A 26,754-nucleotide genomic window follows, 5' to 3' on the forward strand; every position below is an offset into this window, starting at 1 on the left:
TCGTCTCACTGGAGCGCACCCGGAAAATGAACAAACACGACTGATGAATCCACTACCTTGTTAAACGCTCGCGCGTTGGCAAGGCCGTTAACGATCTCATTCAGGAGTGCTTATGGCTCATTGTGCGCAGTCACCCGCCTTTATTTTGCATCAGGTCACCTGTCAGTTTGCGACGGGCGAGACCCTTTTCGGCCCGCTGAATCTAACCCTCGACGCCTCGCTGTGCGGGCTGGTCGGGCGTAACGGCGTCGGTAAAACCCAACTTTTACGCCTGCTTGCCGGGCAATCTCAGCCCGCGTTTGGGCATATCGAATCCGCAGTGCGCTGGGCGTATGTCGCGCAGCAACACACTCTCTCTGCGCACACCACCCTGGCGCAGCTGCTCGGCTATGGCGAAATCTTTGCCGCGCTTAAGCGCGTGACGGAGGGGAACTACCAGCCTGCCGATCTTGAGTTACTTGAAGGGCAGTGGGATCGGCCTGAGCGGCTTGAGGCCGCCTTTTCGCACGCTAATCTGCCACCGTTCGCGCCGGACAAACCGGCTGCCGCACTGAGCGGCGGCGAGCGCGTTCGGGCACTGCTCTGCGGCGCGTTTATGACCGGCGCGGATTACCTGTTACTGGATGAACCGACTAATCACCTTGATGGAGAAGGGCGGGCATGGTTTAGCGACCAGCTCCGGCAGCATAAAGGCGGTGCCCTGATCGCCACTCACGACCGGCAGCTGCTCGGCGAGATGTCGCGCATTGTTGAACTGATGCCCCCCGGGCTTCGCAGCTACGGCGGCAATTACGCTGATTATGAACAGCAGCGCGAGGCGCAGCAGCAAGCCGCCCGCGCGATGCTGGATCATGCCGCCGTTGAGCGTCGGCGAGCGCGCAGCCGAATGCAGAAGGAGCATGACGCCAGCCTGCGGCGTTCGGCGAAAACGCTGCGCACCGTCGATACGCTCAACATCGCCTCCTTTGAGCGGGTGAAATATAAAAACCTCGCCAAAGAGCGCCCGGCGAGCTGGCGCAAGCAGCATCAGCAGCAAAATGAGGCACTTAACGCTGCGGTCACCGAGGCGCGTGAGCGGGTCGAGGAGGAGATGCCGGTGCTGTTTACGCTGCCCGGCAGCCAGGTGCCGCCAGGCAAACAGGTGCTGGTGCTCGACGAGGTGGTGCTGCCGCACGTCGCGCTTCCTCCCCTGAGCCTGCGTATCGACGGCCCGCTGCGCGTTGCCATCCGTGGGCCAAATGGCTGCGGCAAATCGACACTGTTAAAGGTGATCCTCGGTGAGCTATTGCCGCTGGCAGGTGAATGTCACCGCTCGGTCAGCTGCGCCTGGCTCGATCAGCATCTCTCCCGGTTTGATCTCTCGTTATCGGTGCTTGAGCACCTTCAGCGGGGCAACTCATTACTGGAGGAGGGAGTGCTGCGCAGCCGCCTGGCGCAGTTACAGCTGGGCGCAGAGAAGGTGATGTTGCCGCTGGCGGCCCTGAGCGGCGGCGAGCGGTTGAAAGCGGCGCTTGCCTGCGTGCTCTGGCAGCGCGATGCCACGCAGCTGTTACTGCTCGACGAGCCGACCAACCATCTCGATCTCGCCTCCACCCGTGCGATTGAGGCAGCGCTGGCGGATTTTCCCGGCGCGATGCTGGTGGTGTCGCATGATGAGGCGTTTCTTGCCGGGCTTGGGCTGACGCACAGCCTGACATGGCAGGCCAGCGGATGGTGCTGGCAGCAAGCGTGAGCGGGCAACCAATTCTCGTAGTCAATCCTGCTCTAAACTTGAGTGATGAAAATAAACGCGATACGGTTGCCTGCTGTTAATAAGAAGTAACATAAGTGAAAGCGATAGATATGCTCACGCTGTTTAGCCCCGGCTCGACAGCTTCTGCTACGCCACCGCCACAAGGAAACGATGATGAATCTGCCAGGAATGAACCCCGAAAGAAATCTGCCGGGGTATGAATTTGCCCGTATGACCGGTGCAGGAGCGAGTGATTTTGATTTTAAAGCCCTCGGCGCCGCAATGGATTGTACCCGTGAATTTGCCGACGCAGGCATCATCTATGCCGATGGCCCCGAGCGTTACCTGGTGCGTCCGAGCAAACGCCATCCCAACGGGCAGAGCGGCATCGTCACCCATGTTATCGTCACCAAAGCCGCCGCCCAGCCGACCAACTCCAGCAACGGTAAAGCGCTGACGGAGGCTGTTTCCGCAACGTCAATGGGCACCGAGATCGCCTCGACGGTGCTCTCCTGCGGCGCGATGCTTATCACCGCGGGCGTGATGGCCGCCGGTACCGTCGCCACACCGCTCACCGCGGGCGGCAGCACCGTGCTGGTGGCGATTGGCTATGCGGGCACGGCGGCGACCGGTTTGCAGTGCCTTAACGGTATCTACCGCGTGTACGATCTGGTGGAGAACGGCGGTGAAAACGTCGCCTGGCTTGATTCCCAGGAGTGGTATGTCGCCACTTCAACCTCGCTGGATCTTGTCTCACTGGCGAGCGCAGGTGGTGCGCTGAAAGAGGCGCTGGCAACCTGGAAAGCGATGAAGTCGGTCTCCTCGCTGAAAGCGACGCAGTGGCTGAAAGAGTATCCGCGCCAGGATCGCGCCCGCCTGACGGAGCTGATTATTCGCGCGCAGAACCCCGGTATCAGCAATAAAGGCATCAAGGCCGCCATCCGCGCTGGTCTCTATCCGAAACGCTTCCCCGTCGAGCCGGTCCAGGTTGAGCTGACCCGCCAGTTGGGCCAGGTGGTGACCAGCGCGGCGGCACTGGCAGGCAGCGCGGTGAGCGGCGTCATTGCCGCACCGGGCAACGTGCCGCGCACCGGGCGCTATATCGTCGGCACCATTCAGTCGCTGGCGGTGATCTGATGTCGTTGTTGAGCTGGCTGACAGGATCGGTGTTCTACGATTTATGGCAGCACGGGCGTGAAATCGAGCCGCTGATCGCGCGCAAAGATCAACGCGTCCTGTCGCGCTCCACGCCCGAGCTGGAGCGCCATTTTGACAAAACCGCTGTCGAGCAGCCGCGCCAGAATGGCTTCCCGGTGGCGTTTGTGATGCTGCTGCTGCTGGTGGCGTTTGCGCTCAATCTGCTTTCTCTGCTGCGCCTCTTGCCAGGGCTGACGCCACCGCTACACGCACTCGCCTTTTTTGCGCCTGCGCTGGTGGTGCTGGCGACCACCATTAGCAGCATGTTTATGCTGGCGCGCGGCTTTAGCGCCGGGCTTGCCGGTTTTGCGTATCTCTTTAGCGGCTTACTGCTGGTCACCGTGGCGCAGTTGGTGATTAATCTGCTGACGGGCGGCGGCGCGGCGATACCGTTGCTGATTGCGCTGGTGGCATTAGTAGGATGTCGGCAGTTGCTTAATGGCGAAGGGTTTGTGGTGTTTGCGCTCTACTGTCGAACAGCGCGTCTGACAAGAGTAGCGAGGACGTTGCGGTTGAAGTCTCGTTAAGGCGGGAAAAACATAAACCCCCGGCGTGGCGGGGGCTCTGACTGTTGCAGCTTAGTCAATAAGCTGCTTGCTGAGCATCGGATTCGAATGAATCAGGCGCATCAGTTTCATCTCGGTGGCGGTGGGGGTTATACGTTGTGATTCCCACTCATGCACCATTGAGACTGACACTCCCATCGCACGAGCGAAGTCGTCAATCTTCAGACCGGTTCCACGTCGCAATTGTTCAAAGTCACTAAAGGAATTCGGCTTCTTGCTCAGGGTTCCCGTCTGCGCAACATCTTTCTTAAATACGATCTGTTCGAGACTGCTCATCAGTTCAAACATCGGGTCTTTGTACTCCATTGAGCACTCCTCATAAAATCACACAGCGGATATCGTGATACAGCCTGATAAGAGTAGTCGGAAAAAAACCTGGCGTATGATTTCGCCAGTGATTATTTACGTTGTAAGCGGGGTAGATGTGCTGAAAATGCACCTTCTGCCGCTTAAGTTTTGTTTAATTGATTGATTAATAAGAGAGCGATTTTGCTCGGTATAAATTTGTAAATCGTCAGCAAAAATTTGGATTAAGAATAATCTGACCGCGATCACGGAAAATATCGTGCCAAAACGGATCCGCACGCTTTTGTGTGTAATGAAGGGGTATCTTGCGAGGCTGACCTGGACTATCCTTGTAGGCCGTTGGGCACGCGTGTGCCGAGAAGCGGTTTTATGGGTGAAAGGAGTAATAAAATGGCGACAGGACAGTCCTGCTCTCGCTGGTTTGCGTCTCTTGCGGCGCTATTAATGGTGGTAAGCCTGAGTGGGTGTTTTGATAAAGAAGGCGATCAACGTAAAGCGTTTATCGATTTCCTGCAGAATACGGCAATGCGCAGCAGCGAACGTCTGCCGGCGCTGACGGCGGATCAGAAAAAACAGTTCGGCCCGTTTGTCTCTGATTATGCGGTTATCTATGGCTATTCCCAGCAGGTGAACCAGGCGATGGATTCCGGTCTGCGCCCGGTCGTTGATAGCGTTAACGCCATCCGCGTGCCGCAGGACTATATGACGCAGCGCGAGCCGCTTCGCCAGGCCAACGGTTCGCTCGGCGTGCTGAGCCAGCAGCTGCAGAACGCGAAAATGCAGGCCGATGCCTCCCATGCCGCGCTCAAGCAGGCAGACGATCTGAAACCGGTCTATGACCAGGTTTACACCAAAGTGGTGACCAACCCGGCTAACGCGCTGCAACCGCTGATCCCGGCGGCGCAGGTCTTCACCCAGCAACTGGTGCAGGTTGGCGACTTTATCGCGCAGCAGGGCACGCAGGTGAGCTTTACGGCGAACGGCATTCAGTTCCCGACCTCCGAGCAGGCCAGCCAGTATAACGCGCTGATTGGGCCGCTGGCGGCGCAGCATCAGGCATTTACCCAGGCCTGGACGGCAACCGTCTCAGGAATGAAATAAGTAATAAGGTTACGGTGAAGCGCGGTCACTAATGGCTGGCGCGACACCTGCTACATCCGAGCCTGAAAGGAACGGCCTGTTAATGGCCGTTCCGCTCCTCTTCAGGCAGACGAGGAAGCTATGTCAGCGCTTTTTCCTCTATATTCATCTGTCACAGTGAATCTTCGCAAACAAGTCGCCGTAAATGGCTGAGCCAGCCCATCGCCTTTACCCATGAACGCGGTTAGATTTCAACGTAGAGGTTATTTATTAGTGGAGATAACCAAATACTTACATTTTGTTCCATGGATACTCGTTGGAATAAACATCTTTTATTCCTTAAAAGGAATAAAAGTAAATAAAGAAGAGAACACACTAATCAGGCAGTGGAACAGCAGAGGAAAATGGCAAGGTGAAGTGACCGCTGCCTCTGTTGTTGAGTGGAAGCAGCTGAGCGTCATGCATAATTTTGACTACTTCTACCTGTTCACGCTGGAATGCAGTATCTGCGGGGAAAAAACGGTACTGAAAGCCGCGGGCGTGATACCGGTATCGCAAGTGAAGCTCATCAAGAAGGGCGCGTCTGTAGTGCTCAAATACAGTCTTAACCCTCCAAAAACTGCCGTTGAAAACATTGTCGATCCCGAGGGGCAAGAGGCTGTCGATTTACCGTAGCAGTAAGCGGATGCAGGTATAAAAAAAGAGGCGATACGATCGCCTCTTTTTTATTGCTGAAGTGACCTTAGCGGACGACCTGCGGGTTAACGCAGTTCTGCTCCACCTTGCCATTGAGCGCATCAATCAGGTTATCGACCGCGCAGGCCGCCATGTTGTAGCGCGTCTCATGGGTCGCAGAACCGATATGCGGCAGTGCCACGACGTTGGGCAGCGACAGCAGCGGTGAGTCCGCTGGCAGCGGCTCCTGCTCAAACACATCCAGCCCGGCGGCGTGGATTTCGCCATTTTGCAGCGCCTCAATCAGCGCCGACTCATCCACTACAGGGCCGCGTCCGGCATTAATAAAGATGGCGGATTTTTTCATCATCGCGAACTGCGCTTTGCCGATCAGATGCTGCGTCTCTTCAGTGAGCGGCAGCACGACACAGACAAAATCGGACTCTTGCAAAACCGTTTCCAGATCGCAATGACGCGCCTGAAAGCGCTCTTCCGCTTCGGCGTGCTGGCGGCGGGCGTGGTAAAGGATCGGCATACCGAAGCCACAGTGCGCGCGCTGCGCCAGTGCCAGGCCAATGCGCCCCATACCGACAATGCCCATCGTTTTATGGTGTACATCAATGCCGAACCAGTCCGGCCCGATACTCTTGGTCCATTCGCCCGCTTTGACCCGTTCAGCCACATCCACCACCCGGCGTGCGCTGCTTAGCACCAGCGCCATAATGGTGTCGGCCACGGTTTCGGTCAGCACGGTTGGGGTGTGCATCAGGGCAATCTTGCGCGCGTTCAGCGCATCCACATCAAAGTTGTCATAGCCTACCGAGATGGTCGAGGTGGCACGCAGCTGCGGCATCTTCTCCAGCAGCGCGCTGTCCACCGTCTGGCTGGAGCCTAACAGCCCCTGCGCGTTGGCAAACGCTTCAGCGTGTTGCTGCACCGTTTCTGGTTTCAGGTTGGCAACCTGGGTCACGGTAAAGTGCGTCTCCAGTCGTGCGAGCAGATCATCGGGCAAGGCTTTGTACAGGATGATAGATGGCTTCATGCGGTTCTCCCTTGTGACGGTGCGCCTGCCGGAATCTGCTTATTGTTAGCAGGCTTAACAATTAAAGTAAGCCATACAGAGGCGAAAAGTGCCACCCCCATAAATATGTACGAAGCGGACGGGCTGCCGGTTGCCCCGTTGAGGTAGCCGACAAACCACGAGCCGCAGAACGAGCCGAGCGCGCCCATGCTGTTGATTAGCGCCATTGCGCCGCCCGCCACATTACGCGGCAGCATCTCCGGGATAATCGCGAAGAAGGGGCCATACGGCGCGTACATCGCCGCCCCGGCAATCACCAGCAGGGTGTAGGAGATCCAGAAGTGGTTCGCGCCCACTGCCCACGAGCCGATAAAGGCGAACGCGCCAATCAGCAGCAGCGGCCAGACAAAGAGTTTGCGGTTTTGCAGCTTATCGGAGGCCCAGGAGGCGAGGATCATGGCAATGGTCGCCGCCAGGTAAGGTACGGAAGAGAGCCAGCCCACTTCCACCATGCCAAGGTTGTCGCCGCCACTGCGGATAATCGACGGCAGCCACAGCACAAAGCCATACACGCCGATGCTCCAGGCGAAATATTGCAGGCAGAGCAGCACCACGTTACGCGAGCGGAAGGCTTCGCTGTAGTTACGAACCGCTTTAATGCCCTGCTGCTCTTTATCAAGCTGGGTTTGCAGCGCGCGCTTCTCATCTTCGCTCAGCCACTTCGCCTGGCTCGGTTTATCTTTTACCAGCACCCACCAGCAGAAGGCCCAGATCACCGCCGGTACGCCTTCAATGATAAACATCTCGCGCCAGCCGAAAGACTGGATCAGATAGCCGGAGACCACCGACATCCACAGCACCGTGACCGGGTTGCCGAGGATTAAAAAGGTATTCGCCCGCGAGCGCTCCGATTTGGTAAACCAGTTACTGATGTAAATCAGCATCGCTGGCATTACCGCCGCTTCCACCACGCCGAGGATAAAGCGGATAGCGGCGAGCATTGGGATATTGCTCACCACGCCGGTCAGCGAAGCGCAGGCACCCCACAAAATCAGGCAGATAAAGATCAGCTTGCGCACGCTGCGCCGTTCGGCGTAGACCGCGCCGGGGATTTGGAAGAAGAAGTAGCCGAGGAAGAAGAGCGCGCCCAGCAGCGAAGAGACGCCTTTGGTGATGCCGAGATCTTCGTTAATCCCGGCCGCGGAGGCGAAGCTGAAGTTCGCACGATCGAGGTAGGCCAGACTGTAGGTGATAAACACAATCGGCATGATATAGAGCCAGCGTTTGGCTGAGTTGGTGGCGTTGCTCATAAGGTTGCCTCTATGGTTGAGGTTATTTTCCACCTGTCATGTAGGGTACAGGCGGTTTGAGTATCGGCGAAACGGGCGCTTACAGCGCGCCCAGCTCCGCGCGGGTTGGCAATCCTTCGCTGTCGCCGGGCACCTGAATCGCCCGCGCGCCGATGGCATTGCCCCGGCGCACCGCATCGTGCAGCGTTTTTCCTTCCAGCAGGGCGCTGATCACCCCGACGGCAAAACCATCGCCTGCGCCAACGGTATCGACGACGTTCTCGACAATAACCGGCGCAACCGCCCCCTGTTCGCCCTCGGCGGTTTTAAACCACGCGCCGTCAGGGCCGGTTTTGATAATTACCGCCTTCACGCCGCGTTGCAGATAGAAATCAGCAATCCCTTCCGGCGTCTGCTGACCAGTAAGGATCACGCCCTCTTTCAGCCCCGGCAGCACCCAGTCCGCCTGGAAGGCGAGCGCGTTGAGCTTCTCGACCATCTCCGCTTCGCTCTTCCACAGCACCGGGCGCAGGTTGGGATCAAACGATAGGGTTTTGCCCTGCGATTTCATCGCCTTCGCCGCGTGCTCCAGCAGGGCGTAAGAGGTGGTGGAGATCGCCGCCGCCACGCCGCTCATGTGCAGATGGCGCGCATCACTGAACAGCGCGGCGTTAAAATCCTCCGGCGAAAGGTGGCTGGCTGCGGAACCCTTGCGGAAATACTCCACAATGGGATCGGTTCCATCATCGCATTTCGATTTCAGCTGAAAGCCGGTCGGGTAGCGGGTATCCAGCGTCACGCCAGAGGTATCAATCCCCTCTTTGCGCAACGTATTGAGGATAAAGCGGCCAAAGCTGTCATCGCCGACGCGGCTGACCCAGCTCACTTTCAACCCCAGCCGCGCAAGGCCGGTGGCAACATTTAATTCGGCACCGGCCGCACGTTTGATAAAGTGCCCGGCCTCGGCGAGATCGCCGGTTTCGGTGGCGACAAACATCGCCATCGCTTCGCCAAGGGTGATGACATCCAGCGCGTTATGCATGGCTGAACTCCTTACGCAGCAGAGAGACATAGTGGCGGGTTACGGCAGTCAAATCGTCGCCCTCAAGCGGAAACTCGATGCCGCGCGGTACATCACTGGGCAGTGCATCGAGCAGCGCCAGCCAGCGCGGGTTTTCGGCATTCGGTGGTATTGCGCGGTGCTTATCGCCTGCGCGCTCAACGGCTTTAACATGCACATAGCTAACGGCGGGCGCGAGCTGGCGCGCGGCCTCTTCCGGCTCATCGCCAACCCACAGCCAGTTGCCGGTATCAAAAGTGAGCGTGACGGGGAGGTGCGCGGTGTGACAGGCGGCTTTAAAGCGCAGCATTGGCGCGAGCTTGCCGCACTCAGTTTGATCGTTTTCCACCACCAGCGGCACATCGCTTGCCGCCAGCCAGCCGCGCAGAGTCTCCAGCACGGCGTTATCTTTGAAATGCCCTAGTGAGACTTTGAGCCACAGCGCTTTTAGCGTGCAGGCTTCGTCCAGCAGGGCGGGCAGGCGCGGGTTTAATGTGCCATCTTGCAGGCAGAGCGGCTCCGGGGCGGAGTAGCAGACCAGCAGGTTATGCATATCGATGGCGAAGGCCAGCGAGGGCAGATGCGATAACTCTTCGTCGTTCAGCAGTTCGCGACGAATCTCCACGCCGTCGGCACCGGCATCGGCAATGATTGGCAGCGTGCCGACCTGGCCGCCCAGCGCCGTTACCTGGTCATGACCATAGGCGGCGGTAACAACAATAATTTTTCTTTCCATCTTCCGGTTCCCCGATAACGGCAGGGTGATTAGCTTCCATTAACGCTAGATGGAACCGGTTCCAAAGAAAAGTTCACTGTGTCGAATTTATGATCGGCATCACGAAGGGGAGAATTAACGCGACGTGGAGCCGCGCACGATCAGTTCGCCGGAGAAAACCCGCTCGTGCACCGTGTCGCTGTGGCCCTCAATGCGTCGCACCACCTGCTCGACGGCGGCAAAACCGATCTGCCAGGTGGGCTGTTTGAGGGTGGTAATGCCGACGCCTGCCAGCTCTGCCCACTCCAGCTCATCAAAGCCGAGCAGGCCGATATCGCTGCCCCAGTTCAGGCCAATACGCTTTAGCGATCGCGCCACTTGCAGGGTCAACGCGCCGTTGGCAGAGATCACCGCTTTACGCATGCCGCGGTGGCGGGCATGGAACTGGCGCAGCGTGTTATCCAGCTGCGCCGCTTCGTGCAGCACCACTTCCGCATCTTCCGCCACCACGCCGGGGTAGCGGGCAAGGGTGGAGTGAAAGGCGTGCAGGCGTTCGCGGCGGGTGTTGACGGTGCCAAGCGGTTCGCTGAGGAACAGCAGGGCTTCAAAACCCTGCTCGATAAGGTGTTCAGTGGCGGTGGTGGCGGCCTGGGTGTTATCCAGCCCGACGACATCGCAGGCGAAATCGGGGATTTTGCGGTCAATCAGCACCATCGGCAGGGAGGATTGTTGCAGGCGGTTCAGCCCCTCTTCGCGCATGCCAACGGCATTCACCACAATCCCTTCTACCTGGTAGCTGCGCAGCAGGTCAAGGTAGTGCAGCTCCTGATCGACTTCGTTATTGGTGTTACAGACCAGCGGCGTAAACCCCTTTTCGCGGCAGGCGGCTTCGATGCCGCTCAGCACGTGCACGGAGTAGGGGTTGGTGATATCGGCGATAATCAGCCCGATAAGCCGGGTGCGCCCGCGCTTAAGACCGCGTGCCATCAGGCTTGGGCGGTAATCGAGTGTGGCGATGGCCTGCTCAATGCGCGCCAGCAGGGCATCGGAAAGCAGATGTTTTTCACCGTTGAGATAGCGTGAAATACTGGTTTTGCCGGTGTTGGCCGCTTTCGCCACATCGCTGATGGTTGGGCGCGTCGTTTTCGCCATTGTTGCTTCCCTCGCCGTAACTGGTTGCCCACACCTTAGCGCGAAATCGCGGGCAATCAAGCACTAACCTGCGCTTATCACCCGCCGCGCGGCGGTAATGACGTTTAATTCTTTGCCAAACGCGCCCCGCCGTGGATGATAGAGCGCAAACAACACATCCGACACCACCTGCAAGCTATTCAGGAGCGCGCTTTGGCAAACTCTGCTATCAAAACAGTTCTTACGGCGGCCCACTGGGGCCCGATGCTGGTCGACACCGACGGTGAAAAGGTGCTCGCCTCACGCGGCGCGCTGCCGACGCCTTTCCCTAACTCGCTGCAAAGCGTCGTGCAGGAGCAGGTACACAGCCCGACGCGTGTGCGCTACCCGATGGTGCGCAAAGGCTTTCTCGCCTCGCCCGACAGCCCACAGGGCGTGCGCGGGCAGGATGAGTTTGTGCGCGTCAGCTGGGATCAGGCACTGGATCTGATCCATCAGCAGCACAAACGTATTCGTGACAGCTATGGCCCGTCGTCAATCTTTGCGGGTTCCTACGGCTGGCGCTCCAACGGCGTGCTGCACAAAGCCGCCACGCTGTTACAGCGCTATATGAGCCTTGCGGGCGGCTATACCGGCCATCTCGGGGATTACTCCACCGGTGCCGCGCAGGCGATTATGCCGCACGTGGTTGGCGGCAACGAAGTTTACCAGCAGCAGACCAGCTGGCCGCTGATCCTTGAACACAGCGACGTGGTGGTGCTGTGGAGCGCCAACCCGCTAAACACCCTGAAGATCGCCTGGAACGCCTCGGATGAGCAGGGCATTCCTTACTTTGACGCGCTGCGCAACAGCGGCAAGCGGGTGATCTGTATCGATCCGATGCGATCGGAGACCGTTGATTTCCTCGGCGACCGCGCGGAGTGGATCGCGCCGCATATGGGCACCGACGTGGCGCTGATGCTCGGCATCGCCCATACACTGGTCGAAAACGGCTGGCAGGATACTGATTTTCTCTCCCGTTGCACCGTGGGCTATGAGATTTTTGCCGCCTACCTCACTGGCGAAAGCGATGGCGTGGCGAAAACGGCGGAGTGGGCGGCAGGTATCTGCGGCATTGAAGCGGCTAAAATCCGCGAACTGGCGGAAGTTTTCCATAAAAACACCACCATGTTGATGGCAGGCTGGGGGATGCAGCGCCAGCAGTTTGGCGAGCAAAAACACTGGATGCTGGTGACGCTGGCGGCGATGCTTGGGCAGATCGGCACGCCGGGCGGCGGGTTTGGCCTCTCTTATCACTTTGCCAACGGCGGTAACCCGACACGCCGCGCGGCGGTGCTCGCCTCAATGCAGGGGCTGGTCAAAGGCGGTACCGACGCAGTACATAAATTCCCCGTCGCGCGCATTGTTGAAGCGCTTGAGAACCCCGGCGCGCCTTACCAACATAACGGCATAAACGGACACTTCCCGGATATCCGCTTTGTCTGGTGGGCGGGCGGCGCCAATTTTACCCATCATCAGGATACCAACCGCCTGATCCGCGCCTGGCAGAAGCCGGAACTGGTGGTGATCTCCGAGTGTTTCTGGACGGCTGCGGCGAAACACGCCGATATCGTGCTGCCCGCTACCACCTCGTTTGAGCGTAACGATCTGACGATGACCGGGGATTACAGCAACCAGCACCTGGTGCCGATGCAGCGCGTCGTGCCGCCGCAGTTTGAGGCGCGCGATGACTTCGAGGTATTCGCTGACTTAAGCGAGCGCTGGGAAGCGGGCGGGCGCGAACGCTTTACCGAAGGGAAGAGCGATCTGCAGTGGCTGGAGACCTTCTACACCATCGCCGGCGAGCGCGGGGCGAGCCAGCAGGTGACGCTGCCGCCGTTCGCTGAGTTCTGGCAGGCGAACCAGCTGATTGAGATGCCGCAGAGCGAGCAGAACGCGCGCTTCGTGCGTTACGCCGATTTCTGTCGCGATCCGCAGGCGCACCCGCTGAAAACGCCGAGCGGTAAAATCGAAATCTTCTCTGAGCGCATTAAAAGCTTTGGCTATGCCGACTGCCCGCCGCATCCGACATGGCTGGAGCCGGATGAGTGGCATGGCAATGCCGAACCGGAGCAGCTGCAGGTGCTCTCTGCGCATCCGGCACACCGCCTGCACAGCCAGCTCAACTTTACCCGTCTGCGCGAGGAGTATGCGGTTGCAGGGCGTGAGCCGATTACACTCCATCCGCTGGATGCCCAGGCGCGCGGTATTGCGCCGGGCGATGTGGTGCGAGTGTGGAACCAGCGCGGGCAGGTGCTGGCGGGCGCGGTGGTGAGCAGCGGCATTAAGCCTGGCGTGATCTGTATTCATGAAGGGGCATGGCCGGATCTTGAGCCAACGGCGGACGGGCTGTGTAAAAACGGCGCGGTGAACGTGCTGACCAAAGATCTGCCCAGCTCGCGGCTGGGCAATGGCTGCGCGGGAAATACGGCGCTGGCGTGGGTTGAGAAGTATCGCGGCCCGGCGCTTACGCTGACGGCGTTTGATCCGCCTGCCAGCTCATGATCCACGTCGGATGACCGGTCTCCTCCTGCCATGCGCGCTCGGTAATGGTAAAGCCCTGCGCATGGTAGAAGTTCACCGCCCGCTCATTCTGCTGGTAAACCTCCAGGCTTAAGCGGGGAAAGTGCTGTTTAACATGGTTAATCAGCGCTTTCCCGAACCCCTGGCCAAACGCCTGCGGGCGCACAAACAGCGCGCCGATAAACTGCTCATCCATCACGCTGACAAACCCCTGCAATTCGCCCTCCTGCTCAACGACCCAGGTTTTCGCCGACGGAAGATAGGCGTCGCGCACCAGCGCTTCGCTCTCCTGCCAGTAGCTGGCCTGAATAAAGGGGTGGGCGAGGGTGGTGCTCTCCAGCCACAGCGCCAGCAGCGGGGTTAAATCTTCACTGTTCCATACGCGAATCATGCTTTTCTCCCGGGTAACAGATGCAGCCGACGACATGGTCATTAACCAGACCGCAGGCCTGCATAAAGGCATAACAGATAGTTGAACCAACAAATTTGAAGCCGCGTTTTTTTAGCGCTTTTGATAAGGCGTCGGAAACGGGCGTTGAGGCGGGGATCTCGGCGAGCAGTGCGGCATGCGCGACCTGCGGCTGGTTATCGACGAACCCCCAGATAAAATCTGAAAATGACTCGCCGTTTTCTTCCATCGCCAGGTAGGCGCGGGCATTGCCAATAATCGCTTCAATCTTGCCGCGATGGCGAATAATCCCGGCATTTTGCAGCAAGCTGTCGACATCCTGCGCCGTCATGGCAGCCACGCGCTGCGGGTCAAAGTTATGGAAGGCGTGACGGTAATTTTCCCGTTTTTTCAACACCGTAATCCACGACAGCCCCGCCTGCTGCCCTTCGAGGCAGATCATCTCGAACAGCTTTTTGCCCTCTCTTTGCGGCACGCCCCACTCATTATCGTGATAATCGAGATAGAGCGGGTCCTGCGTAACCCAACCACAACGCTGCATATCCGTACTCCGTTTGTGAAGGAAAAATAAACGTCGTCCTGCCTTGACGTAAACCTCAGAAAGACAATATTTATTACAGGGCTTTTGCCCGTTCTAACAACGATAACAATTACGCCGAGTTCGGCTCTTCTCTGGAGTCGTAAAATAATGAAAACAACCCGCAGTGGCCTGATGATGTCGCTGCTGCCTGCCTGTCTGCTTTTTTCTCAGACGGCGGCGGCGTGGCAGCAAGAGTATGTCGGTGCTGATGACACCGATGGACGCTATCGCTGGGATAGCGAACGGCAACCCCGTTATAACGATATCCTTGAAGAGCGCATTCGTTCGACGCAAAACTCGCCGGGGCTGGCCATTAATCTCCCCGACACGTCGCCGCTCGATACGATTAGCACCATGAGCCTTGGCTGGAATATTCCGCTCTCAAGTCAAGTCACCACCGGCCCGGTGGCGGTGTGGCACTACGATGGCTCAACGACCTCAATGTATAACGAATTCGGCGACAGCGCGACCAACGTGCAGTACAGCGATCCGCTGTGGCACGCCAGCGTCAGTTCGCTGGGCTGGCGCGTCGATAGCCGCTTTGGCGATCTGCGTCCGTGGGCGCAAATTAGCGTCAACCAGCAGTTTGGCGAAAACGTCTGGAAGAGCCAGTCGGGTCTCTATCGCCTTACCGCCGCCAATCAGTATGGTAACTGGATGGATGTGACGCTGGGGGCCGATATGCTGCTCAACCCGCACCTCGCGGCCTACGCTTCAATGTCGCAATCGGAAAACGAGACCTGGGGGCAAAACTACCTCTACAGCATGGGAGTCAGCGCCCGTTTTTAGCTCGATTAAAACAATCTTTTTACACTGTGGAAACAATAGCGGCGCGTTTTGTATTGATAGTATGTACTAACTCACACTTAGTATTCGCCGCAGTGATATTTCACGCGGTCATTCATTCCCGCTTAGCGGCATTTCATTCCTCTCTCGCTGCATTTCATGCCTTTTTTACCCAGGCATGAAATGCGCTTCGTTATGGTTGTCGGCAGTGAATTCCTTTTTATTCTTCTGCGGGACAACTGCCATGAATAGTTCCTTTGCTCAACACACTCGCTGGCTGACGCTGGTCGGCACCATCATCACGCAGTTTGCGTTAGGATCGGTTTACACCTGGAGTTTGTTCAATAGTTCGCTGGCGGAAAAACTGGGCGAGCCGGTAAGCCAGGTCGCATTTTCCTTTGGCCTGCTGAGCCTTGGCCTCGCGCTCTCCTCCTCGGTAGCCGGTAAACTGCAGGAACGTTTTGGCGTGAAGCGCGTCACCATCGCCTCCGGCCTGCTGCTCGGGCTTGGCTTCTTCCTCACCGCGCATGCGACCAATTTGATGATGCTGTGGCTCAGCGCCGGGGTGCTGGTTGGCCTGGCAGACGGCGCAGGCTACCTGTTAACCCTCTCTAACTGCGTGAAGTGGTTCCCGGAGCGCAAAGGGCTGATCTCCGCCTTCTCTATCGGTTCTTACGGCCTTGGCAGCCTCGGTTTTAAATTTATCGACAGCCATCTGCTGGCGACCGTCGGCCTGGAAAGCACCTTTATGATCTGGGGCGCGATCACGCTGGTGATGATTGTCTTCGGTGCGATGCTGATGACCGATGCGCCGCTGCAGAAAGTCTCCACCGTTAACGGCGTAGTGGAAAATGACTTCACGCTGGCGCAGTCAATGCGTAAACCGCAGTACTGGATGCTGGCAGTGATGTTCCTGACCGCCTGCATGAGCGGCCTGTATGTGATTGGTGTGGCGAAAGATATTGCGCAGGGGATGGTGCATCTGGATATTGCCACTGCTGCCAATGCGGTAACGGTGATTGCGATTGCCAACCTCAGCGGCCGCCTGGTGCTGGGTATCCTCTCTGACAAGATTGCCCGCATTCGCGTGATTACCATTGGTCAGGTGATTTCATTAGTCGGAATGGCCGCACTGCTCTTCGCACCGCTGAACGCCGTGAGCTTCTTTGCCGCCATCGCCTGCGTTGCTTTCAACTTCGGCGGCACCATCACCGTCTTCCCGTCGCTGGTCAGTGAGTTCTTCGGTCTCAACAACCTGGCGAAAAACTACGGCGTGATTTACCTCGGTTTCGGTATCGGCAGCATCTGCGGCTCGATTATCGCCTCACTGTTCGGCGGCTTTTATGTCACCTTCTGTGTCATCTTCGCCCTGCTGATCCTCTCGCTGGCTCTCTCCACCACCATCCGCCAGCCGCAGCGCGAGGTCTACCAGCAAGCGCACGCGTAATAACGAACTGGCTACACCTTTGCTGGCCGCGGCAATCGTCGCGGCCTTGTTATTTTCTGAATTTCTCACGCCATCAACGATTGTTGCGGGCGATCGCAATGCTAACTTTCACGGCCCGCTATGATTTCGCCCTGCCATCCGTTGCGTAAAGGGTGGGGTTCTATATGTACAGGTACTTGTACGCGAGCTATAGTGTCTCGCGTAACAGAACCTGGGAGATGAATATGCAACATGTTAACTACACCGACGCCCGCCAGAACCTGGCCTCGCTGATGCAGCAGGCAAATGACGAGCTGGCACCGATCCTTGTCACCCGCAAAGGGGCTAAAAGCGTGGTGGTTATCGATGCCGAGGAGTTTGCCTCTATGCAAGAGACGCTTCATCTGTTCAGTAATCCGGTCAACGCCGCGCATATTGAGCGCAGCATCCAACAGGCGGAAAGCGGCGACCTACAGGAATATAAATTTGAATGACGCCCAGGATAACGCCGGAAGCGCAAGCTGATATAGATTTCTGGAAGCAGAACGATCCTAAGGTAAAGCAGAAGATTGATACCCTCGTCAGGGATGCGCTTGAGCACCCTTTTCAGGGGCTCGGAAAGCCGGAAGCGCTTAAGCACCATAAACCGCTCTGGTCGCGCCGCATCACCAAAGAGCATCGTCTCGTTTACTACATAAAAGATGACTCGCTGATTATCGTTTCTTGCCGCTACCACTACGTAAATCTTTAATGCCTGGCCTCGCTTTCGCGAGGCTTTTCTCTCTTTGCGCCGCACACTTTCCGCAAAGCGACTATCCTTATTAATCAGGTTCATCCAACAGAAGGAGTCACAAATGTCTTTAGAGAAAGTGGTTTACCGTGCTAAAGCGAAAGCAACCGGGGGACGCGATGGCCGTGCAACCTCCTCTGATGGTGTGCTGGATGTCAAACTGGGCGTACCGAAAGAGATGGGCGGCCCTGGCGGCGAAGTGACCAACCCGGAACAGCTTTTCGCAGCGGGCTACTCGGCCTGTTTCCTTGGCGCGCTAAAACACGTGGCGTCGACCGAGAAGAAGAAAGTGCCGCAGGATGCTTACATTGAAGGTCAGGTAGGCATTGGGCCGTTGCCGACCGGTTTTGGTATCGAAGCGCAGCTGGATATCCACCTGCCGGGCATGGATCACAAAGAAGCGGAAGAGCTGGTGCAAAAGGCGCATATTGTCTGCCCTTACTCCAATGCCACTCGCGGTAACATTGATGTAAAACTCAATGTAATTACCTCCTGATAACCCATCGCGGTTAACATTTTTTGTCATCGGCCATCTATTTTTTGTAAATATATGGCCGAATCTCATCTCCCATTGACACTTTTCTCTGCCGCTATGGTCTACTTAGCGCGCTTCAGAAGTTTCACGTATTAACTTCCTTCGCATTTTTTTAGCCTGGCGCGTGAATGACTCTCGCTTTCAGGAGCTTTTTCCTCTTTTTTGAGTTGCTTGCATGAACTATATCAAAACGATAACCCAGCAGAAGTTGAGCTTCCTGCTTGCGTTGTATATCGGCCTGTTTATGAATAGCGCAGTGTTTTACCGTCGGTTCGATGGTTACGCGCACGCATTCACCCCGCTGAAAGGGCTCTCTGCTGCCGTGGAGCTGGTCGCGACCGTACTGGTCACCTTCTTCCTGCTACGCGTCCTGTCGCTGTTTGGCCGACGCGTCTGGCGTATTCTGACTTCGCTGATTGTGGTCTTCTCGGCCGCCGCCAGCTACTACATGACTTTTCTCAACGTGGTGATTGGCTACGGCATTATCGCCTCGGTGATGACCACAGATATTGACCTCTCCAAAGAGGTGGTGGGCTGGCAGCTGTTCGTCTGGATCGTCGCAGTGAGTGCGCTTCCACTGCTCTTTATCTGGCACAACCGCTGCCGCGACACCCTGCTTCGCCAGCTACGTCAGCCTGGCGCACGCATTCGCAGCGCAGGGCTGGTGGTGTTAGCCGGGCTGCTGGTGTGGGGGCCGATTCGCCTGATGGATGTGCAGCAGAAGCAGGCCGAGCGCGCTTCGGGCGTTGACCTGCCAAGCTACGGCGGCGTGGTTGCTAACTCCTATCTGCCCTCCAACTGGCTCTCTGCGCTGGGGCTCTATGCCTGGGCGCGGGTTGATGAGTCTTCAGATAACAGTTCATTGATGAACCCGGCGACGAAGTTTACCTACGTCGCGCCGAAGGATATTGATGATACCTGGGTGGTGTTTATCATCGGCGAGACCACGCGCTGGGACCATATGGGCATGCTCGGCTATGAACGCAACACGACGCCGAAGCTGGCGCAGGAGAAGAACCTCGTCGCCTTCCGTGGTTACTCGTGCGATACCGCGACGAAGCTCTCGTTGCGCTGTATGTTTGTGCGCGAAGGCGGTGCGGAGACCAACCCGCAGCGTACCCTGAAAGAGCAGAATATTTTCGCGGTGCTCAAGCAGCTTGGCTTCTCCAGCGATCTCTACGCCATGCAGAGCGAAATGTGGTTCTACAGCAACACCATGGCGGACAATATCGCCTACCGCGAGCAGATTGGTGCCGAGCCGCGCAACCGTGGCAAGCACGTTGACGATATGCTGCTGGTCGATGAGATGGACCGCTCGCTGGCGGATAACGCCAACGGTAAGCATATGATTATTCTCCACACCAAAGGGTCGCACTTTAACTATACGCAGCGTTACCCGCGCAGCTTTGCGCAGTGGAAACCGGAGTGTATGGGCGTCGATCGCAAGTGCAGTAAAGAGGAGATGATTAACTCTTTCGATAACTCGGTGACCTATGTCGATCACTTTATCGATAGCGTGATCGATAAGATGCGCGACCGCAAAGCGATTGTGTTTTACGCAGCGGATCACGGCGAATCGATCAATGAGCAGGAGCACCTGCACGGCACGCCGCGCCATATGGCACCGCCGGAGCAGTTCCGCGTGCCGATGATGGTGTGGATGTCTGATAAGTACCTTGAAGATCCGCAGAAGGCGCAGATGCTGGCGCAGCTTAAGCAGCAGGCGGCCTATAAAACGCCGCGCCGCCACGTTGAGTTGTACGACACCATTATGGGTTGCCTCGGTTATACCTCACCAGACGGTGGGATTAACGAGAACAATAACTGGTGCCGTTTGCCGGCGCAGGCCGCGAAGTAACGCGCTGCTGGCTTTCTCGCCAGTCAGTTAGCTTTTTTCGATTAAAGGATTGACGGGGCATGTCGGCGGCAGTAAGATGCGCCCCGCATTCGGTGATTGGCGCAGCCTGGTAGCGCACTTCGTTCGGGACGAAGGGGTCGGAGGTTCGAATCCTCTATCACCGACCAAATTTGAAAACCCCGCCTTGGCGGGGTTTTTTGCATCTGAAGTAAAGAGGATGAGAACCTCCGGGGGTGGAGGTTCGACTCGAGCGCAGCGAGAGAACGTTGCGCAGCAACGGCCCGCAGGGCGAGCCACGCAGTGGCGAGTCATCCTCTATCACCGACCAAATTCAGAAAAACCCAACCGCAAGGTTGGGTTTTTTGCTTTCTGCGTCCGAAAGATTTGCATCTACATAATAATTGCCTGATGGCGGCTTCGCCTTATCAGGCCTACGCGATCCAGCAAAACCCTCAATTCCGTAGGCCGGATAAGCGTTCACACGCCATCCGGCAAACCGACCATTCCGCAGCCAATCCATCCGTGAAAAACCAAAACCCGCTGAAACTCTCCTTATCCCTTCTTCCCGCTGCCTGACGGCTATTTTTTGCGATATTCCATCGTATTTATTTATATATCTAACGATCTTTTTTCGCGTTGCTTATGGATAAAGTCAGCATTTTGCGCTGTGCGTTTTAGCGTTCGCGGGATATACCGCTCAGATAATCATCATTGCGATAGAAATTTTTCATAATCTGCATGAATGTTAATCACTGGGTAAGGGCGCTTTATAAGGGGAATATTCTGCCTCCGCGCCCTTAGCATAAATTTCCCTGCTGAATATGGTGGCTTGAACTTTTTTTTAACTTTGTTTGCCGATTCTCACCGTCGTTGTAAATCCCGGTTACCTGTATTGACGTTTTGACATTCTGTTGACAGATTGTAGGGCATGAGGGGCATTTCATGGAGAATCTGTACTGCAACTCAGTCAACCTTGTGAAAGGAATCCCCATCTCTCATAACGCCTGCGGGCACAACCGACCAGACCGGGTAAAAAACTAAAAAAGGCCTGTCGGACATACCCACTGCATGGGTAACAACACATATCACATTGGAGCAGAATCAATGAGTATTTCCTTGAAGAAGTCAGGGATGCTGAAGCTCGGTCTTAGCCTGGTGGCCATGACCGTCGCGGCAAGCGTGCAGGCTAAAACCCTGGTTTATTGTTCTGAAGGTTCGCCCGAAGGCTTTAACCCACAGCTTTTCACCTCTGGTACCACTTACGATGCCAGCTCTGTGCCAATTTATAACCGTCTGGTTGAGTTCAAAACCGGCACCACGGAAGTGATTCCGGGTCTGGCGGAGAAGTGGGACATCAGCGAAGACGGCAAAACCTACACCTTCCACCTGCGTAAAGGCGTGAAGTGGCAGGACAACAAAGAGTTCAAACCGACGCGTGAATTCAACGCCGATGACGTGGTGTTCTCTTTCGATCGCCAGAAAAACGCCCAGAACCCGTACCATAAAATCTCTGGCGGCAGCTACGAATACTTCGAAGGCATGGGTCTGCCGGATCTGATTAGCGAAGTGAAAAAAGTCGACGATCACACCGTGCAGTTCGTATTGACGCGCCCGGAATCGCCGTTCCTCGCTGACCTGGCAATGGACTTCGCCTCCATTCTCTCCAAAGAGTACGCGGACAACATGCTGAAAGCCGGCACGCCGGACAAAGTTGACCTCAACCCAATCGGTACCGGTCCGTTCCAGCTGCTGCAATACCAGAAAGACTCGCGCATTCTCTACAAAGCGTTTGAAGGCTTCTGGGGCACCAAGCCGAAGATCGATCGCCTGGTCTTCTCCATCACGCCGGATGCTTCCGTGCGTTACGCCAAATTGCAGAAAAACGAATGTCAGGTGATGCCGTACCCGAACCCGGCTGACATCGCGCGCATGAAGCAGGACAAAAACATTAACCTGATGGAGCAGGCTGGCCTGAACGTCGGTTACATGTCCTTCAACACCGAGAAAAAACCGTTTGATGATGTGAAAGTGCGTCAGGCGCTGACCTACGCGGTAAACAAAGAAGCGATCATCAAAGCGGTCTACCAGGGCGCGGGCGTTGCGGCGAAAAACCTGATTCCGCCGACCATGTGGGGCTATAACGACGACGTTAAAGACTACACTTACGATCCGGAGAAGGCGAAGCAGCTGCTGAAAGAAGCCGGTCATGAGAAGGGCTTCACCGTTGAGCTGTGGGCGATGCCGGTACAGCGTCCGTACAACCCGAACGCGCGCCGTATGGCCGAGATGATCCAGTCTGACTGGGCGAAAGTGGGCGTACAGGCCAAAATCGTCACCTACGAGTGGGGCGAATACCTCAAGCGTGCGAAAGCGGGCGAGCACCAGGCCGTCATGATGGGCTGGACCGGCGACAACGGGGATCCGGATAACTTCTTCGCCACCCTGTTCAGCTGCGCAGCGGCGAAAGATGGCTCCAACTACTCGCGCTGGTGCTATAAGCCGTTTGAAGATCTGATTCAGCCGGCGCGCGCCACTGACGATCACAACAAGCGTATTGAGCTCTACAAACAAGCGCAGGTAGTGATGCATGACCAGGCTCCGGCGCTGATCGTCGCGCACTCCACCGTCTATGAGCCAGTGCGTAAAGAAGTGAAAGGCTATGTGGTTGATCCATTAGGCAAACACCACTTCGAAAACGTCTCTGTCGAATAATAAGTAAAATGCCTGACTTCCCCCTCTTCGCTGGGAGAGGGGGAAAGGTCTGTTCCCTCTTGTGATGAGAGTGGAAATACATTTGTGAGCAATACAGACGTGCCGTCGCCAGGCGTCGCGTCACTACTGAGAATCCGGGTTATGTTGCAGTTCATCCTCCGACGTCTGGGGTTAGTTATCCCGACGTTTATCGGTATCACCCTTCTCACCTTTGCCTTTGTTCATATGATCCCCGGCGATCCGGTGATGATCATGGCGGGTGAGCGTGGTATCTCCCCTGAGCGTCACGCTCAGTTGCTGGCCGAGCTCGGTCTCGACAAGCCGCTGTGGGAACAGTATGTCCACTATGTGTGGGGCGTATTGCACGGCGATTTAGGTCTCTCATTGAAGAGCCGTCTTCCGGTGTGGGACGAATTCGTGCCGCGCTTTAAAGCCACGCTGGAGCTGGGCGTCTGCGCGATGATCTTCGCCGTTGCCGTCGGCATTCCGGTGGGCGTACTCGCTGCGGTCAAACGCGGCTCCATCTTCGATCACACCGCAGTGAGCATTGCGCTGACCGGCTACTCCATGCCGATCTTCTGGTGGGGCATGATGCTGATTATGCTGGTCTCGGTGCAGCTAAACCTGACGCCGGTCTCCGGGCGCGTCAGCGATATGGTGTTCCTCGATGACACCAATCCGCTCACCGGCTTTATGCTGATCGACACCGCCATCTGGGGCGAAGAGGGCAACTTTATTGATGCCGTCGCGCACATGATCCTGCCAGCCGTCGTGCTCGGCACCATTCCGCTGGCGGTGATTGTGCGTATGACGCGCTCCTCGATGCTGGAAGTGCTGGGCGAAGACTATATCCGCACCGCGCGCGCCAAAGGGCTGACCCGTATGCGGGTGATTATCGTCCACGCGCTGCGCAACGCGATGCTGCCGGTGGTAACAGTTATCGGTCTGCAAGTCGGCACCATGCTGGCGGGCGCGATCCTGACCGAAACCATCTTCTCCTGGCCGGGCCTTGGCCGCTGGCTGATTGATGCACTGCAACGCCGCGATTATCCGGTGGTGCAGGGTGGGGTGCTGCTGGTCGCGACGATGATTATCCTCGTCAACCTGCTGGTCGACCTGCTGTACGGCGTGGTGAACCCGCGTATTCGGCATAAGAAGTAAGGGGCCATCATGTCACAAGTTACTGAAAATAAAGTTGTCTCTGCGCCGGTGCCCATGACGCCGCTGCAGGAGTTCTGGCACTACTTCAAACGCAACAAAGGCGCGGTAGTCGGCCTGGCCTACGTGGTGGTGATGTTGATTATCGCCATCTTCGCCAACTTCATCGCGCCGCATAACCCGGCGGATCAGTTCCGCGATGCGCTGCTGGCACCGCCGGTCTGGCAGGATGGCGGCACCTGGACGCATATCCTTGGCACCGATGATGTAGGTCGCGACACGCTGTCGCGCCTGATGTTCGGCGCGCGCCTCTCGCTGCTGGTTGGCTGCCTGGTGGTGGCGCTGTCGCTGGTTGCCGGGATTATCCTCGGCCTGGTGGCGGGCTACTTTGGCGGGCTTATCGACAACATCATCATGCGCGTCGTCGATATCATGCTGGCACTGCCGAGCCTGCTGCTGGCGCTGGTGCTGGTGGCAATCTTCGGCCCGTCGATAGTTAACGCCTCGCTGGCATTAACCTTTGTCGCCCTGCCGCACTATGTGCGTCTGACGCGCGCCGCCGTGCTGGTGGAGGTGAACCGCGATTATGTGACTGCTTCCCGCGTGGCGGGTGCAGGCGCGATGCGCCAAATGTTCGTCAATATTTTCCCGAACTGCCTTGCGCCGCTGATCGTTCAGGCGTCGCTCGGCTTCTCCAACGCCATTCTCGATATGGCCGCCCTTGGCTTCCTCGGCATGGGTGCGCAGCCGCCAACACCGGAGTGGGGCACCATGCTCTCCGACGTGTTGCAGTTCGCACAGAGTGCCTGGTGGGTCGTGACCTTCCCGGGTCTGGCGATCCTGCTGACGGTGCTGGCATTTAACCTGATGGGTGACGGACTGCGTGATGCGCTCGACCCCAAACTGAAGCAGTAAGAGGTTCGAGATGGCGTTATTAAATGTAGATAAATTATCGGTGCACTTCGGCGACGTTGGTGCCGAGTTCCGCGCCGTAGACCGCATTAGCTACAGCGTAAATCAGGGCGAAGTGATCGGCATTGTGGGCGAGTCCGGCTCCGGTAAATCGGTCAGCTCGCTGGCGATCATGGGGCTGATTGATTTCCCCGGCCGCGTGATGGCAGAGAAGCTGGAGTTTAACGGTCAGGATTTAAAACGGATTTCCGAAAAAGAGCGCCGCAGCCTGGTCGGCTCGGAAGTGGCGATGATTTTCCAGGATCCGATGACCAGCCTTAACCCCTGCTACACCGTCGGTTTCCAGATTATGGAAGCGATTAAAGTGCATCAGGGCGGCAATAAGAAAACCCGCCGCCAGCGGGCGATCGACCTGCTCAACCAGGTCGGCATTCCCGACCCGGCTTCGCGGCTCGACGTTTACCCGCACCAGCTTTCGGGCGGTATGAGCCAGCGCGTGATGATCGCGATGGCGATTGCCTGTCAGCCGAAGCTGCTGATTGCCGATGAACCGACCACTGCGTTGGACGTTACCATTCAGGCGCAGATCATCGAACTGCTGCTGGAGTTGCAGCAGCAAAAGAACATGGCGCTGATCCTGATTACGCACGATCTGGCGCTGGTGGCGGAAGCGGCGCACAAAATCATCGTCATGTATGCAGGCCAGGTGGTGGAAGCGGGCGAATCGCGGGATATCTTCCGCGCGCCGCGTCACCCGTACACCCAGGCGCTGCTGCGCGCGCTGCCGGAGTTTGCCCAGGACAAAGCGCGTCTGGCGTCGCTGCCGGGCGTAGTACCGGGGAAATATGACCGCCCAAGCGGCTGTCTACTCAACCCGCGCTGCCCCTATGCGACGGACAAATGCCGCGTCGATGAGCCGGATCTGAACACCGTCGACGGCGGCCGCCAGTCCAAATGTCACTACCCACTCGATGATGCCGGGAGGCCGAATTATGAGTACGCATGAGGCCACTTCGCAGCAGCCGCTGTTGCAGGCGATCGACCTGAAAAAACACTACCCGGTGAAGAAGGGCTTTTTCGCCCCGGAGCGCCTGGTCAAAGCGCTGGACGGCGTCTCGTTTTCGCTGGAGCGCGGTAAAACCCTGGCGGTAGTCGGCGAGTCCGGCTGCGGTAAATCAACGCTTGGCCGCCTGCTGACGATGATTGAAACACCGACCGGCGGCGAGCTGTACTACCAGGGCCAGGATCTGCTCAAGCACGATCCGCAGGCGCAGAAGCTGCGTCGGCAGAAAATCCAGATCGTCTTTCAGAACCCCTATGGCTCGCTGAACCCGCGTAAAAAAGTGGGGCAGATCCTCGAAGAGCCGCTGTTGATTAACAGCTCCCTCAGCAGAGAGGCGCGCCGCGAGAAAGCGCTGGCGATGATGGCGAAAGTGGGGCTGAAAACCGAGCACTATGACCGCTACCCGCATATGTTCTCCGGCGGTCAGCGTCAGCGTATTGCTATCGCCCGTGGCCTCATGCTCGACCCGGACGTGGTGATTGCCGATGAACCGGTCTCCGCGCTCGACGTCTCCGTGCGTGCGCAGGTGCTGAACCTGATGATGGATCTGCAGCAGGATTTAGGGCTCTCCTACGTCTTTATTTCGCACGACCTGTCGGTGGTGGAGCACATTGCCGATGAAGTCATGGTGATGTATCTCGGCCGCTGCGTGGAGAAGGGCAGCAAAGAGCAGATTTTTGCCAACCCGCGTCACCCTTACACCCAGGCGCTGCTCTCCGCCACCCCGCGTCTTAACCCGGACGATCGCCGCGAGCGCATTAAGCTTACCGGCGAGCTGCCGAGCCCGCTCAACCCGCCGCCGGGCTGTGCCTTTAATGCCCGTTGTAGCCGTCGCTTCGGACCCTGCACGCAGTTGCAGCCGCAGTTGAAGGATTACAATGGTCAGCTGGTGGCCTGTTTTGCGGTGGATAAGGATGAGAATCGCGAGATTCCACAGGTGTAGGCTGATTTGTAGGCCGGATAAGGCGAAGCCGCCATCCGGCAATGGGTCTGCTCTGGAGCTGGCATGTGGCCACGGTGGAATTTTTCCGTTCACCACGGGGATGGGATCCTCATAAATCCTCTGTGCGGTGAACGGGACAAGGGGAGCGGCCGTGTATGAACCGGTCACATGGGTTACAGATCTGACCGGTCACATGGGTGACACTTTTTACTTCAGTCGGCCCGGATTATACGATGATTCCGTCTGTC

General features: G+C 57.3%; 25 protein-coding genes, 1 tRNA gene and 1 other RNA gene. 19 read left to right on the plus strand and 8 right to left on the minus strand.

Annotated features, from left to right (window positions below; all coding sequences use genetic code 11):
• Positions 1–112: 112 nt before the first annotated feature.
• The 3 genes from SOM48_RS17395 (at position 113) to SOM48_RS17405 (ending at position 3,456) form a co-directional block, all read left to right on the plus strand.
• Positions 113–1,732 (plus strand): ABC-F family ATP-binding cassette domain-containing protein, encoded by a 1,620-nt coding sequence (locus SOM48_RS17395; protein ID WP_320512633.1) that lies wholly within the window; start codon positions 113–115, stop codon positions 1,730–1,732.
• A gap of 174 nt (positions 1,733–1,906) precedes the next feature.
• Complete coding sequence (locus tag SOM48_RS17400; protein WP_042718613.1) at positions 1,907–2,869, plus strand: Ssp4 family T6SS effector; 963 nt, start codon at positions 1,907–1,909, stop codon at positions 2,867–2,869.
• Positions 2,869–3,456 carry a hypothetical protein gene (locus SOM48_RS17405; protein ID WP_320512634.1) on the plus strand — a complete coding sequence of 196 codons (588 nt, stop codon included), beginning with the start codon at positions 2,869–2,871 and terminating at the stop codon, positions 3,454–3,456. The genes SOM48_RS17400 and SOM48_RS17405 overlap by 1 nt, the downstream gene beginning before the upstream one ends.
• A gap of 51 nt (positions 3,457–3,507) precedes the next feature.
• Here the strand turns inward: SOM48_RS17405 and SOM48_RS17410 are convergent, their stop codons facing one another.
• Complete coding sequence (locus SOM48_RS17410; protein ID WP_042718609.1) at positions 3,508–3,801, minus strand: HTH-type transcriptional regulator; 294 nt, start codon at positions 3,799–3,801, stop codon at positions 3,508–3,510.
• 390 nt (positions 3,802–4,191) lie between these two features.
• On the opposite strand from SOM48_RS17410, the gene SOM48_RS17415 reads away from it, so the two are divergent.
• Both SOM48_RS17415 and SOM48_RS17420 read left to right on the plus strand, forming a co-directional pair.
• Positions 4,192–4,902, plus strand: coding sequence for a DUF3053 domain-containing protein (locus SOM48_RS17415; protein WP_042718608.1), 711 nt, complete (start codon positions 4,192–4,194; stop codon positions 4,900–4,902).
• Between the two features lie 252 nt (positions 4,903–5,154).
• The gene (locus SOM48_RS17420) at positions 5,155–5,556 is read left to right on the plus strand and encodes a hypothetical protein (RefSeq protein WP_320512636.1); all 402 of its coding nucleotides are present in this window, start codon (positions 5,155–5,157) and stop codon (positions 5,554–5,556) included.
• A 67-nt stretch (positions 5,557–5,623) separates the two neighbouring features.
• Here SOM48_RS17420 and ghrB read toward each other — a convergent pair whose 3' ends face one another.
• The 5 genes from ghrB to SOM48_RS17445 all read right to left on the minus strand — a co-directional run bounded on the left by ghrB (position 5,624) and on the right by SOM48_RS17445 (position 10,793).
• Positions 5,624–6,598, minus strand: coding sequence for a glyoxylate/hydroxypyruvate reductase GhrB (ghrB, locus tag SOM48_RS17425; RefSeq protein WP_320512637.1), 975 nt, complete (start codon positions 6,596–6,598; stop codon positions 5,624–5,626).
• Positions 6,595–7,887, minus strand: a complete 1,293-nt coding sequence (locus SOM48_RS17430) for an MFS transporter (RefSeq protein ID WP_288881820.1) — start codon at positions 7,885–7,887, stop codon at positions 6,595–6,597. Before SOM48_RS17430 ends, ghrB begins: the two co-directional genes overlap by 4 nt.
• 79 nt (positions 7,888–7,966) lie before the next feature.
• Positions 7,967–8,908, minus strand: coding sequence for a sugar kinase (locus tag SOM48_RS17435; protein WP_054802693.1), 942 nt, complete (start codon positions 8,906–8,908; stop codon positions 7,967–7,969).
• Positions 8,901–9,662, minus strand: a complete 762-nt coding sequence (locus SOM48_RS17440) for a sugar phosphate isomerase/epimerase family protein (protein ID WP_320512639.1) — start codon at positions 9,660–9,662, stop codon at positions 8,901–8,903. The genes SOM48_RS17435 and SOM48_RS17440 overlap by 8 nt, the downstream gene beginning before the upstream one ends.
• A gap of 114 nt (positions 9,663–9,776) precedes the next feature.
• On the minus strand, positions 9,777–10,793 hold the full coding sequence (locus SOM48_RS17445; protein ID WP_076769342.1) for a LacI family DNA-binding transcriptional regulator: 1,017 nt from the start codon (positions 10,791–10,793) through the stop codon (positions 9,777–9,779).
• Positions 10,794–10,985: 192 nt separating this feature from the next.
• Here SOM48_RS17445 and SOM48_RS17450 point away from each other — a divergent pair, with 192 nt between their 5' ends.
• Entirely contained in the window at positions 10,986–13,316 is a 2,331-nt protein-coding gene (locus SOM48_RS17450) for a molybdopterin guanine dinucleotide-containing S/N-oxide reductase (protein ID WP_320512641.1), read from the plus strand.
• On the opposite strand, the gene SOM48_RS17455 is transcribed toward SOM48_RS17450, so the two are convergent.
• On the minus strand, positions 13,279–13,725 hold the full coding sequence (locus tag SOM48_RS17455) for an N-acetyltransferase (RefSeq protein WP_320512643.1): 447 nt from the start codon (positions 13,723–13,725) through the stop codon (positions 13,279–13,281). The genes SOM48_RS17450 and SOM48_RS17455 overlap by 38 nt on opposite strands.
• Positions 13,703–14,284, minus strand: a complete 582-nt coding sequence (gene tag / locus SOM48_RS17460; protein ID WP_320512644.1) for a DNA-3-methyladenine glycosylase I — start codon at positions 14,282–14,284, stop codon at positions 13,703–13,705. Before tag ends, SOM48_RS17455 begins: the two co-directional genes overlap by 23 nt.
• A gap of 147 nt (positions 14,285–14,431) precedes the next feature.
• On the opposite strand from tag, the gene SOM48_RS17465 reads away from it, so the two are divergent.
• From SOM48_RS17465 to dppF, 13 genes are all read left to right on the plus strand, one after another.
• Positions 14,432–15,112 carry an autotransporter domain-containing protein gene (locus tag SOM48_RS17465; protein WP_128481915.1) on the plus strand — a complete coding sequence of 227 codons (681 nt, stop codon included), beginning with the start codon at positions 14,432–14,434 and terminating at the stop codon, positions 15,110–15,112.
• 241 nt (positions 15,113–15,353) lie between these two features.
• Positions 15,354–16,556, plus strand: a complete 1,203-nt coding sequence (locus tag SOM48_RS17470) for an L-lactate MFS transporter (RefSeq protein ID WP_076769346.1) — start codon at positions 15,354–15,356, stop codon at positions 16,554–16,556.
• A 218-nt stretch (positions 16,557–16,774) separates the two neighbouring features.
• The gene (locus SOM48_RS17475; RefSeq protein WP_232045137.1) at positions 16,775–17,029 is read left to right on the plus strand and encodes a type II toxin-antitoxin system Phd/YefM family antitoxin; all 255 of its coding nucleotides are present in this window, start codon (positions 16,775–16,777) and stop codon (positions 17,027–17,029) included.
• A complete protein-coding gene (locus SOM48_RS17480) occupies positions 17,026–17,286 on the plus strand; it encodes a Txe/YoeB family addiction module toxin (RefSeq protein WP_054802690.1) in 261 nt (86 codons plus the stop codon). The genes SOM48_RS17475 and SOM48_RS17480 overlap by 4 nt, the downstream gene beginning before the upstream one ends.
• A 103-nt stretch (positions 17,287–17,389) precedes the next feature.
• Complete coding sequence (locus tag SOM48_RS17485) at positions 17,390–17,821, plus strand: organic hydroperoxide resistance protein (RefSeq protein ID WP_042718589.1); 432 nt, start codon at positions 17,390–17,392, stop codon at positions 17,819–17,821.
• A 214-nt stretch (positions 17,822–18,035) separates the two neighbouring features.
• The gene (eptB, locus tag SOM48_RS17490; protein WP_313353423.1) at positions 18,036–19,718 is read left to right on the plus strand and encodes a kdo(2)-lipid A phosphoethanolamine 7''-transferase; all 1,683 of its coding nucleotides are present in this window, start codon (positions 18,036–18,038) and stop codon (positions 19,716–19,718) included.
• 90 nt (positions 19,719–19,808) lie between these two features.
• A tRNA-Pro gene (locus tag SOM48_RS17495) sits at positions 19,809–19,885 on the plus strand.
• A gap of 29 nt (positions 19,886–19,914) precedes the next feature.
• Positions 19,915–20,046: non-coding RNA, RtT sRNA (locus SOM48_RS17500), on the plus strand.
• Positions 20,047–20,822: 776 nt separating this feature from the next.
• Positions 20,823–22,430 (plus strand): dipeptide ABC transporter periplasmic-binding protein DppA, encoded by a 1,608-nt coding sequence (dppA, locus tag SOM48_RS17505; RefSeq protein ID WP_042713259.1) that lies wholly within the window; start codon positions 20,823–20,825, stop codon positions 22,428–22,430.
• 141 nt (positions 22,431–22,571) lie between these two features.
• Complete coding sequence (gene dppB / locus SOM48_RS17510) at positions 22,572–23,591, plus strand: dipeptide ABC transporter permease DppB (RefSeq protein ID WP_042713258.1); 1,020 nt, start codon at positions 22,572–22,574, stop codon at positions 23,589–23,591.
• A 9-nt stretch (positions 23,592–23,600) separates the two neighbouring features.
• A complete protein-coding gene (gene dppC / locus SOM48_RS17515; RefSeq protein ID WP_054802687.1) occupies positions 23,601–24,503 on the plus strand; it encodes a dipeptide ABC transporter permease DppC in 903 nt (300 codons plus the stop codon).
• 10 nt (positions 24,504–24,513) lie between these two features.
• Complete coding sequence (gene dppD, locus SOM48_RS17520) at positions 24,514–25,506, plus strand: dipeptide ABC transporter ATP-binding protein (RefSeq protein ID WP_042713256.1); 993 nt, start codon at positions 24,514–24,516, stop codon at positions 25,504–25,506.
• Positions 25,493–26,506, plus strand: a complete 1,014-nt coding sequence (dppF, locus tag SOM48_RS17525; RefSeq protein ID WP_042713255.1) for a dipeptide ABC transporter ATP-binding subunit DppF — start codon at positions 25,493–25,495, stop codon at positions 26,504–26,506. Before dppD ends, dppF begins: the two co-directional genes overlap by 14 nt.
• Positions 26,507–26,754 lie beyond the last annotated feature (248 nt).

It is taken from the genome of Kosakonia sp. CFBP8986 (assembly GCF_034044935.1).
Lineage (GTDB): Bacteria > Pseudomonadota > Gammaproteobacteria > Enterobacterales > Enterobacteriaceae > Kosakonia > Kosakonia cowanii.

What these genes read in the sequence shown, in the direction of transcription:
- ghrB (WP_320512637.1), bottom strand. Translation starts at nt 6,598, where the DNA reads ATGAAGCCATCTATCATCCTGTACAAAGCCTTGCCCGATGATCTGCTC.
- eptB (WP_313353423.1), top strand. Translation starts at nt 18,036, where the DNA reads ATGAACTATATCAAAACGATAACCCAGCAGAAGTTGAGCTTCCTGCTT.
- SOM48_RS17430 (WP_288881820.1), bottom strand. Translation starts at nt 7,887, where the DNA reads ATGAGCAACGCCACCAACTCAGCCAAACGCTGGCTCTATATCATGCCG.
- SOM48_RS17415 (WP_042718608.1), top strand. Translation starts at nt 4,192, where the DNA reads ATGGCGACAGGACAGTCCTGCTCTCGCTGGTTTGCGTCTCTTGCGGCG.
- SOM48_RS17400 (WP_042718613.1), top strand. Translation starts at nt 1,907, where the DNA reads ATGAATCTGCCAGGAATGAACCCCGAAAGAAATCTGCCGGGGTATGAA.
- SOM48_RS17445 (WP_076769342.1), bottom strand. Translation starts at nt 10,793, where the DNA reads ATGGCGAAAACGACGCGCCCAACCATCAGCGATGTGGCGAAAGCGGCC.
- SOM48_RS17435 (WP_054802693.1), bottom strand. Translation starts at nt 8,908, where the DNA reads ATGCATAACGCGCTGGATGTCATCACCCTTGGCGAAGCGATGGCGATG.
- SOM48_RS17455 (WP_320512643.1), bottom strand. Translation starts at nt 13,725, where the DNA reads ATGATTCGCGTATGGAACAGTGAAGATTTAACCCCGCTGCTGGCGCTG.
- tag (WP_320512644.1), bottom strand. Translation starts at nt 14,284, where the DNA reads ATGCAGCGTTGTGGTTGGGTTACGCAGGACCCGCTCTATCTCGATTAT.
- SOM48_RS17480 (WP_054802690.1), top strand. Translation starts at nt 17,026, where the DNA reads ATGACGCCCAGGATAACGCCGGAAGCGCAAGCTGATATAGATTTCTGG.
- SOM48_RS17485 (WP_042718589.1), top strand. Translation starts at nt 17,390, where the DNA reads ATGTCTTTAGAGAAAGTGGTTTACCGTGCTAAAGCGAAAGCAACCGGG.
- SOM48_RS17475 (WP_232045137.1), top strand. Translation starts at nt 16,775, where the DNA reads ATGAATATGCAACATGTTAACTACACCGACGCCCGCCAGAACCTGGCC.
- dppF (WP_042713255.1), top strand. Translation starts at nt 25,493, where the DNA reads ATGAGTACGCATGAGGCCACTTCGCAGCAGCCGCTGTTGCAGGCGATC.
- dppD (WP_042713256.1), top strand. Translation starts at nt 24,514, where the DNA reads ATGGCGTTATTAAATGTAGATAAATTATCGGTGCACTTCGGCGACGTT.
- SOM48_RS17410 (WP_042718609.1), bottom strand. Translation starts at nt 3,801, where the DNA reads ATGGAGTACAAAGACCCGATGTTTGAACTGATGAGCAGTCTCGAACAG.
- SOM48_RS17405 (WP_320512634.1), top strand. Translation starts at nt 2,869, where the DNA reads ATGTCGTTGTTGAGCTGGCTGACAGGATCGGTGTTCTACGATTTATGG.
- dppA (WP_042713259.1), top strand. Translation starts at nt 20,823, where the DNA reads ATGAGTATTTCCTTGAAGAAGTCAGGGATGCTGAAGCTCGGTCTTAGC.
- dppC (WP_054802687.1), top strand. Translation starts at nt 23,601, where the DNA reads ATGTCACAAGTTACTGAAAATAAAGTTGTCTCTGCGCCGGTGCCCATG.
- SOM48_RS17470 (WP_076769346.1), top strand. Translation starts at nt 15,354, where the DNA reads ATGAATAGTTCCTTTGCTCAACACACTCGCTGGCTGACGCTGGTCGGC.
- SOM48_RS17395 (WP_320512633.1), top strand. Translation starts at nt 113, where the DNA reads ATGGCTCATTGTGCGCAGTCACCCGCCTTTATTTTGCATCAGGTCACC.
- SOM48_RS17465 (WP_128481915.1), top strand. Translation starts at nt 14,432, where the DNA reads ATGAAAACAACCCGCAGTGGCCTGATGATGTCGCTGCTGCCTGCCTGT.
- dppB (WP_042713258.1), top strand. Translation starts at nt 22,572, where the DNA reads ATGTTGCAGTTCATCCTCCGACGTCTGGGGTTAGTTATCCCGACGTTT.
- SOM48_RS17440 (WP_320512639.1), bottom strand. Translation starts at nt 9,662, where the DNA reads ATGGAAAGAAAAATTATTGTTGTTACCGCCGCCTATGGTCATGACCAG.